Annotated in this window: 8 protein-coding genes and 1 pseudogene; all 9 read left to right on the top strand. The window is 67.2% G+C overall.

The window, feature by feature from the left end:
* Window positions 1-893 (top strand): NAD(P)/FAD-dependent oxidoreductase (locus NP3_RS41955; RefSeq protein ID WP_063047263.1); only part of this gene is annotated, 893 nt, incomplete at its 5' end.
* Between the two features lie 176 nt (window positions 894-1,069).
* The gene (locus tag NP3_RS41950; RefSeq protein ID WP_063047264.1) at window positions 1,070-1,897 is read left to right on the top strand and encodes a GNAT family N-acetyltransferase; all 828 of its coding nucleotides are present in this window, start codon (window positions 1,070-1,072) and stop codon (window positions 1,895-1,897) included.
* 5 nt (window positions 1,898-1,902) lie between these two features.
* Window positions 1,903-2,916 (top strand): lysophospholipid acyltransferase family protein, encoded by a 1,014-nt coding sequence (locus NP3_RS41945; protein WP_245721338.1) that lies wholly within the window; start codon window positions 1,903-1,905, stop codon window positions 2,914-2,916.
* Between the two features lie 239 nt (window positions 2,917-3,155).
* A complete protein-coding gene (locus tag NP3_RS41940; protein ID WP_063047262.1) occupies window positions 3,156-3,629 on the top strand; it encodes a cupin domain-containing protein in 474 nt (157 codons plus the stop codon).
* Window positions 3,630-3,764: 135 nt separating this feature from the next.
* On the top strand, window positions 3,765-4,310 hold the full coding sequence (locus NP3_RS41935) for a flavoprotein (protein ID WP_063047261.1): 546 nt from the start codon (window positions 3,765-3,767) through the stop codon (window positions 4,308-4,310).
* Window positions 4,297-5,607, top strand: coding sequence for an MFS transporter (locus tag NP3_RS41930; RefSeq protein WP_063047260.1), 1,311 nt, complete (start codon window positions 4,297-4,299; stop codon window positions 5,605-5,607). Before NP3_RS41935 ends, NP3_RS41930 begins: the two co-directional genes overlap by 14 nt.
* A gap of 166 nt (window positions 5,608-5,773) precedes the next feature.
* Complete coding sequence (locus tag NP3_RS41925; protein ID WP_063047259.1) at window positions 5,774-6,598, top strand: FAD binding domain-containing protein; 825 nt, start codon at window positions 5,774-5,776, stop codon at window positions 6,596-6,598.
* Complete coding sequence (locus NP3_RS41920; protein WP_063047258.1) at window positions 6,595-8,070, top strand: molybdopterin-dependent oxidoreductase; 1,476 nt, start codon at window positions 6,595-6,597, stop codon at window positions 8,068-8,070. Before NP3_RS41925 ends, NP3_RS41920 begins: the two co-directional genes overlap by 4 nt.
* A gap of 10 nt (window positions 8,071-8,080) precedes the next feature.
* Window positions 8,081-8,416, top strand: a pseudogene (locus tag NP3_RS41915) (antibiotic biosynthesis monooxygenase); the annotation flags it as partial.

Genomic DNA, 8,416 nt, shown 5'->3' with positions numbered 1-8,416 from the left:
TCAAGACCATCGACGATGCGAAGCTGCTGCGCGCACAGATCGAACGCGTCTTCACCGAGGCCAAGGGCGCCGATGCGGAGACCCGCAAGCGACTGCTGAGCTTCGTAGTGGTCGGCGCGGGCGCGACCGGTGTCGAGGTTGCCGGTCAGCTGAAGGAACTCGCGAAACGGCACTACCACCAAGAAGTTTCGGTGACGCTGGTCGAGGGCGCGGGCGAGGTGCTGCCGCCCTTCGGTGGCGGACTGTCGGAGTACGCGAAGGCATCGCTGACCAAGAGCGGTGTCGAGGTGCTGCTCGGCACCTTCGTGACCGATATCGAATACGGCAAGGTGACCGTCAAGGACAAGCAGGGCATCGAGCGCCGGATCGCGGCCGAGACGGTGGTCTGGTCGGCGGGTGTGCAGGCGGGCGGGTTCGCGCAGATCCTGGCCGAGGCCACCGGCTGCGAAACCGACCGGGCCGGAAGGCTTTTGATCAATCCGGACCTGACGGTCGGCGGACATGCCGATATCTACGCCATCGGCGATATGACCTCGCTCAACGGATATCCTGGCCAGTCGCCGGTCGCCATGCAGGAGGGCAGGCACGCCGCCGACATCATTCGCCGCAAGCAGCTCCCCGGCACCCCGTTCAAGTACTGGGACAAGGGCAGCATGGCGGTGATCAGCCGGTTCAGCGCGGTGGTGAAACTCAACGAGCACATCACCTTCCGCGGCGTCATCGCGTGGACCATGTGGCTCGCGGTGCACCTGCTGTACCTGGTCGGGTTCCGCAACCGTTTCGCCGCCGTGGCCTCGTGGCTCGTCGCCTTCATCGGCACGGGCCGACCCGGTTTCGACGAGGTGGATACGGCGCGGGATCCGGTCCGGATATCGGAGCGCGACGCCGCCTGACTGTTCCGAAAAGGTCACGGATCAGGCAAAAGGCGGCGGTAGCGATGCGGGAGACGGAACGCGACGCGACAGTTCGGTGAACGCTCGGTGTGATCATCATCTCGTTCACCGAACCGGCATCGCGGCGACACTTCGAGGTTGCTAGGGCGCAGTTTCGGACTGGCTTCATCACGGATATGACTATTTCGTCCGTGTTGACAGCCCCGGCTCGACCGACGGACTCCGGGGCGGAACGGTCTCGGTATTCGCTGGTCGTCTCCTCCGATTCGGCGCACCGACTGGCCGCGCAGCGCCTGCGCTACGGCGTCTTCGCCAGTGAGCCCGGCTTCCGGATTCCCGACAACGGAACGGGTCTCGACGCGGACCATTTCGACGAGCACTGCGACCATCTGCTGGTCCGAGACGACCGGACCGAGGAATTCGTCGGCTGCTACCGAATGCTGCCGCCGGACAAGGTGACTGCCGCGGGTGGTTACTACACGGCCACCGAATTCGAGCTGGCCCAACTGGATCCGGAGGGCAACCGGATCGTGGAAATGGGCCGTGCATGTGTGGTGCCCGACCACCGCAACGGCTCGGTGCTGACCCTCATGTGGGCGGGCATCCTGCACTACATCCAGCTCACCGGATACGAATGGGTGATGGGCTGCGTCTCGGTACCCATGCAGGACACCCCCGCCGATCCGGCCGGTGTGAATGTGCGCGGCGTGCGCGATATGTTGCTCGGCCGCCACGGATCCGATCCCGAGCGGCGGGTATACCCCCATCGCCCGGTGGTCGTCGACGGGCTGACGCTGGACGAGATGACGCCGCCCGCACGCCCGAAGCTGCCTCCGCTGCTGCGCGGCTACCTGCGCCTGGGCGCGGAGATCTGCGGTGAACCGGCGCACGATCCGGATTTCGCGGTCGCCGATTTCGTCGCGCTGCTCGGTCTGAACACGATCAACACCCGCTACCTCAACCGATTACAAGACGCGGCCAATGCACTCGACGGGGGACGGTGAGTCAGATGGTGTTCGACGCGCCGCCCGCAGAGCGCACCGCGCATTCCTGGATGCCGTCGAGCCCATGTGGGCCCGGCTGTATCGATCCGGTCGATGAGATCGGCACCGCACGGGTGATCGGCCGACTATTCGGCGTGGCCGGATTGTTGCTCAGCTTTCCCGTTGTCAATGTTGTGACGCCGCGCGGACGGCGCGAACAGCTGCAGCGGCGGTATGCGCGAAGTGTTTTGAGCTGTCTGGGGATTCGGTTGCGCGTTGTCGACAACCGAGCCGATGCGGGGGAGTCGGCCGATGCGCGCTTCGGCGATTCGGGTGACGGGCTGCTGATCGTGGCCGGACATATCGGCTGGACCGATGTGGTCGTCATGGCCGCGGTGCAGCCACTGTGCTTCGTGGCCCGCGCCGATATGGTCGATTGGCCGCTGCTCGGTGGGCTGGCCAAACTCATGCGGGTCATTCCGATCGAACGCGAACGACTGCGCGAATTGCCCGGTGTGGTGGCGCGCCTCGGTGAACGGCTGGCGGCGGGGGATCGAGTCGCGGTGTTCCCCGAGGGGACCACCTGGTGTGGCCGCGCCTACGGCCGGATGCGCCCCGCGCTCTTCCAGGCGGCGGTGGACACCGGAACCTCGGTGCAGCCGGTGCGCGTGCGGTATCTGGACGCGCACGGCACCCAGTCGACCATTCCCGGATTCGTCGGTGACGACGGCTTCGGCACTTCGGCGAAGCGGGTTCTGCGCTCGCGCGGCATGGTGGCCGAGGTGGTGCTCGAGCCGGTCGAGAATCCCGGACTCGATCGCCGTGATCTGGCTCGCCGGTGCGAACAGGCGGTGCGCGGCACCGATCTGTCGCGCCACGGGGCCGTCGAGGCATCGGATTGGATCGAGGCGACGGCAACTCGCGTACAGGATCCGGAATCGGCCGAGGCGCAGCCGCCGCGGCCGCCGCGGCGGTTGCGACCGTTCCGGCGCAGGGGCTCCGGCCATCAGGTTGCCGAGTCCGCGGTGTCCGCAGACTGATCGAAGGGCACGCCGCACGAGGCCGACTGGGCGATTGCCCGGTCGGCCTCCGCCGTTTCGGCCGCGAAATAGCTCCGCCGCAATAGATTTCGGTGTTGTGAGCAGCGCGGATATCTCGTGAGACGCGTGTGAGATGCCGGTGAAAGGCATCGCCCGGATGCTTGTTCGCAACCGCACCGACCGGCTGGGAGGAGCTGGCACGGAGCGGAGAACAGGTCTATTTCGCGGGGAGGATATCCATGTCCAGCAGCGTCCGTCGGTGTGTTGGATTCATCGGTGCGGCAATCGGTCTCGCCGTATTGTCGACCGCTGCGACACTGCCCGCAGTGGCCACGCCGAATGTCGGTGTGACCGGCGAGCAACTCAGCAAGGCGACTGTCACCGAGCCGATCCATATCGCTCCGGACGGCCCCGTCGATGTCCAGTTCTCCGTGCTCACCGTGGCCCCTGGCGGCAGTGTCGGCTGGCATTCGCATCCCGGTGACGTACTCGTGAATGTCGCCGACGGCATCGCGACTCGATATGAGGCCGACGATCGGCACTGCGCGCCAACCACATTCGGCGTCGGTCGAGGCTGGGTCGAGCACCCGCGCCACGTCCACACCGTGCGCAACGAGACCGACAAACCGCTGACACTCGACGTTGTCCTCATCACGCCGACCGGCCAACCCTCCGGCATCAGCGAACCGGACCCCGGCAACTGCCGGTTCTGAAACCCGAACTCGCACAAGTGAAAGGAGGTAATCCCATGATCGAGACAGGAGTCGACGACGGCCCGACCTGCTGAACCCGAGGGGATCGCCCGTGCGTACCGGGCGATCCCCGCTTCCATCGATAGGAGATCAGTCATGCGCCATGGCGCGCTCGTGGTGATCGCCGCAGGCTCCAGCGCATCCCTGGTCCTGCCGCTCTATCTGACCGAACTTCGCAAGACTCAGCCCGGCGAGATTGTCGTGCTGCTCACCCGCAGCGCGGAGCGATTCGTACCACGGGAAGTGGTCGGCTGGTTGGCCGACGAAGTCATCACCTCCGAAAGCCCGACCCTCAATCCGGTCGAACTCGCGTTGACCTCGAACGGCATCGTGGTGCTCCCGGCCACCGCGCACCTGGTCGCGGCCTCGGCGCTGGGACTCGCGTCGACGCCCGCGACGACCACACTGCTCGCCGCGCCGCGACCCTGCTTGTGGTTCCCGCATATGAACAAGGTCATGTGGGACAAGCCCGTGATCCAGCGGCATGTGGCGAGTCTGCGGGCGGCGGGCGAAACGGTGGTGGAGCCGGAATCCCGTGTCGTGTACGAGATGTGGCGCGGGGCGCGCGGCGACGGCGTGTCGATGGTCCCGCCGGACAAGGCGGCCGTCATCGTGCGCGAGTGGTTCGATGAGCGCGCGTAATATCCTGCGGCTGAGCGATTTCCGTTTGCTCTTCGTCGGTCAGACGGTATCGATGGCGGGGGATGCCCCGGCGGTGCTCGCGCTCACCTTCGTCGTCTTGGAGATCGGCGGATCACCCGCTGCGCTCGGTGGCGTCCTCGCCGCCCGCTTCGTGCCGCTGACCGGACTGCTCTTGCTCGGCGGGGTGCTGGCCGATCGGTTTCCGCGTCGCGAGTTGATGATCGCGGCGGATCTCACCCGCGCGGCCACCCAGGCCGTACTGGCCGTATTGCTGGCATTCGGGGCGGCTCAGCTGTGGCAGATCATGGTGTTGCAGATGATCTACGGCGGCGCGCAGGCACTGTTCACTCCGGCTTTGGGTGGCATCGTCGCGCAACTTGTGCCCGCCGACTCACTGCGCGCCGCGAACGCACTGGTCGCCATGTCGAGCAGCCTGCTGCGTGTTGTCGGTCCGGCGCTGGGTGCGGTACTCATCGCCGCGGCGGGGCTCGGTGCGGCGGTGGCCGTCGATGCCGTTACCTTCCTGATCAGCGCGGTTGTGCTGCTCGGGGTCCGCCGCCCGGCCGCGAGCGAGCGGACTGCACCGGAACCCCTATTGATCGCACTGCGAACCGGCTGGCGCGAGGTGGCGACCCGGACCTGGCTGTGGACCTCGATAGCGAACTTCACCGTATTCAGCGCGGTGGCGGTGCCCGCCGTACTCGTGCTCGGGCCGCAGGTCGCGCAGCTGGAATTCGGCGGTCCGGACGGGTGGGCGGTGATCATGGCGACCTTCGCCGCGGGTGCCGTGCTCGGGAGCGCGGTCGCGCTGCGCATATCCGCCGCTCGCCCGGCCGCGGTCTGCGCGGCACTGCTGGCCGTCGCGGCGGCGCGTCCCGCGCTGCTGGTCAGCGGGCTCGGTCTGTCGATCATCGGCGTCTACAGCGCGCTGTCCGGAGCCGCCGTCTCGATGGCAATGGTGTACTGGCGCACACTCTTACAGGAGCGGATACCGCTGGCCGTGCTATCGCGCGTGAGATCGATCGATGATTTCGGCTCGACGCTGCTCACACCCGTCGCCTACCTGGCCACCGGCCAGCTGGCGGCGCACACCGGGCTGCACGGGGCAATGGTGCTACTCACCGCGATCGCGGTCGCCGCCAGCGTCGCGACCGTCGCGGTTCCCGCCGTTCGGCGTGTATCCGGCGGCACACACGCCGCGCTGTCCGACGATGCCGCCTGGAACGGCGCCGTCACCTCGGACACAGCGCCTGGCTCGCCAGCTGGTGCCGGTAAGCACAGCTCGCGAAGGAGTTGATCCGCAACGGCCGCATGGTGGCTGCGGGATTGCTGGTCGCGTCCTAGTCGGGTCGGGTACGTTGACCCAAGGCGAGTACGTGATCGGCGATGACCCCGAAAGAGTCGTTGTTGCGTGATCGAACTCGGCGGGCGATCGGTGGCACCTTCCCAGAGGGAGCGGCGCTATGGATCTCAATACGATCACCGATATCGTTCGGCGACCTTCCGACCGACCGGGCGCGGCCTGGCGCGACGGCGACGCGTGGCTGGCCGGGGGAACCTGGTTGTTCTCGACCGAGCAGCCGGAGCTGCGCCGTCTCCTCGATCTCACCGCACTCGGCTTGGACAGCCTGGTGCCGAGCGCCGCGAGCCTGGCGATCGGCGCGACGTGCACCATCCGCGAGCTGAATTCCTTTGCGCCGCCGAGTGACTGGCCCGCCGGGACGCTGTTCACCACCTGCTGTGAGGCGTTCCTGTCCTCGTTCAAGGTCTGGAACGCGGCGACGGTGGGCGGCAATATCTGCATGTCGCTGCCCGCTGGCCCGATGATCACGTTGACGGTCGCGCTCGAAGCCACATACACGGTGTGGGCTCCCGACGGATCCGAACGCACCGTCGATGCCGCCGACTTCGTCCTCGGCGACCACCGCAACGTCCTCGGCCCCGGCGAGATCGTGCGCCGGATCGATATTTCGGTCGGCGCACTTCGCAAGCGGTGTGCGCACCGGCGCTTCTCCCTGACGCGCCTGGGCCGCTCCACGCTGTTCCTGATTGCCACCCAGTCGCCGTGGACCGCGGACCTGCTGCTCACCATTACCGCGGGCACCACCCGCCCGGTGCGCTTGGCGTTCGACACCATGCCCGCCGCCGCACTGCGCGAACGCATCGACGCCATCCCCGAAGGCCTGTGGTTCAGCGACCCGAACGGCACACCCGACCACCGGCACCACCTGGCCGGGTACTTCGCCGAGGAGATCCGCGTCGAGCTCAGCGAAGGCGGTCCGCCGTGACATACAGCGTGAACGGAAATACCTTCGACGCCGCGCCGAATCCGGGTCAGTGCCTGCGCACATTCCTGCGCTCGCTCGGCTGCCACGGTGTCAAAAAGGGGTGCGACGCGGGTGATTGCGGCGCCTGCACGGTATGGCTCGACGGCGATCCCGTGCACAGCTGCATCACGCCCGCATTTCGTGCCGAGGGACGTGCGGTCACCACTATCGAAGGTCTCGGTTCACCCGAGGACATGCACCCGATGCAGCGACAGTTCCGCGACGGTCCCGGCTTCCAATGCGGCTTCTGCACCGCGGGCCTGATCATGACCACGGTGGCGCTCACCGACGCTCAGCGGCAAGACCTTTCGCGCGCGCTCAAGGGCAACCTCTGCCGCTGCACCGGCTACCGGGCGATCGAAGACGCGGTGCACGGTGTCGCCGAGATCGAGGTCGCCCGGCCGGGCCGAGTAATCGGGACCAGCGTCGGAACTCCGGCGGGCGCCGAGGTGGTGACCGGTCGCGCCGAATTCACCATGGACACCGCGATCGACGGCATGCTGCACCTGAAGATGCTGCGCTCCCCGCACGCCCATGCCCGCATCGTGTCGATCGACAAGACCGCGGCGCTCGCGGTTCCCGGTGTGCATCGCGTTTATACCTGGGAGGACGTGCCGCGCAAGCGCTTCACGACCGCGATCCACACCGATCACCTCGTCGATCCCAGCGACACCTACATCCTCGACGACATGGTGCGCTTCGTCTGTCAACGCGTGGTCGCGGTGCTGGCCGATACCGTCGGGGCCGCCGAGGAGGGCTGCTGCAAGGTGCTGCGGGCGGCCGAGGCGCTGCGCGATCGCATGCTGTTCTTGGCGGCCGAACATACCGGTGTCGATATCGCTTCGTGTGCGATGGACGACACCGGGATCGTCTGCTGTGACAGCCGCGTATCGCTGTCGGAGCTGATCGAGGTGGCGCGCGGTCGCGGCATCCGATTGACCGAGGCGCGCAAGGCCTTCGGGTTACCGCGCAGCGTCGTCTTCAACACCCACGGCTTCCGCGTCGCCGTGCATCGGATGACGGGTGAGATCCGCATCCTCTACAGCGTGCACGCCACCGACGCCGGCGTCCTCATCAACCCGGCGCAGGTGCGCGGCCAGATCGAGGGCGGTGTCGCGCAGGGCATCGGTTTCGCGCTGACCGAGAACTTCCACGTCGACGTGAACGGCGCGATGGTCGACCCGAACCTGCGCAACTACCGCATCCCGGCCTACGCCGACATTCCCCGCACCGAAGTACTGACGGTCGACTCCGCCGATTCCGTCGGGGCGATGCACTCGAAAGGCATCGCGGAGTGCTGCGTCAATCCGGTCGCGCCCGCGCTGGCCAATGCGCTGCAGGACGCGACGGGCGTCCGATTCCGTGCGCTGCCGCTCACGCCCGAGCGCATCTATCGGCGACTCATACCGGTTCCGGTCCGACCCGAGCCGTGAGGAGACTGCGATGGGAGCCGGAAAACTCACCGACAACGCGGCGACGGTCATCATCGGCCAGCAGGTGCGCCCGGGTTCCGAGGAGGCCTTCAGGTCCTGGCAGGAGGATCTGAACGCCGCGGCATCGGGTTATCCGGGATTCCTCGGAGCCGAGCTCGCCGCTCCCAGCGCGGTGCAGCCCGAATGGGTCGTGGTCTACCGCTTTCGACTCCGTCGGTCGTCTGCAGGATTGGATAAATAGCGCCACCCGTCAGGAATTCCTGGACAGCGGGCAGCGATACTTCGACGGCCCCGCCACCCAGCAGGTCATCAGTGGCGGCACGCGACCGGTGGATCCCCTCGTGAC

It is taken from the genome of Nocardia pseudovaccinii NBRC 100343 (assembly GCF_001613225.1).
Classification (GTDB): domain Bacteria; phylum Actinomycetota; class Actinomycetes; order Mycobacteriales; family Mycobacteriaceae; genus Nocardia; species Nocardia pseudovaccinii.
The sequence above is the reverse complement of the archived record's forward strand: the minus strand, read 5'-3'. Positions and strand labels throughout refer to the sequence as shown.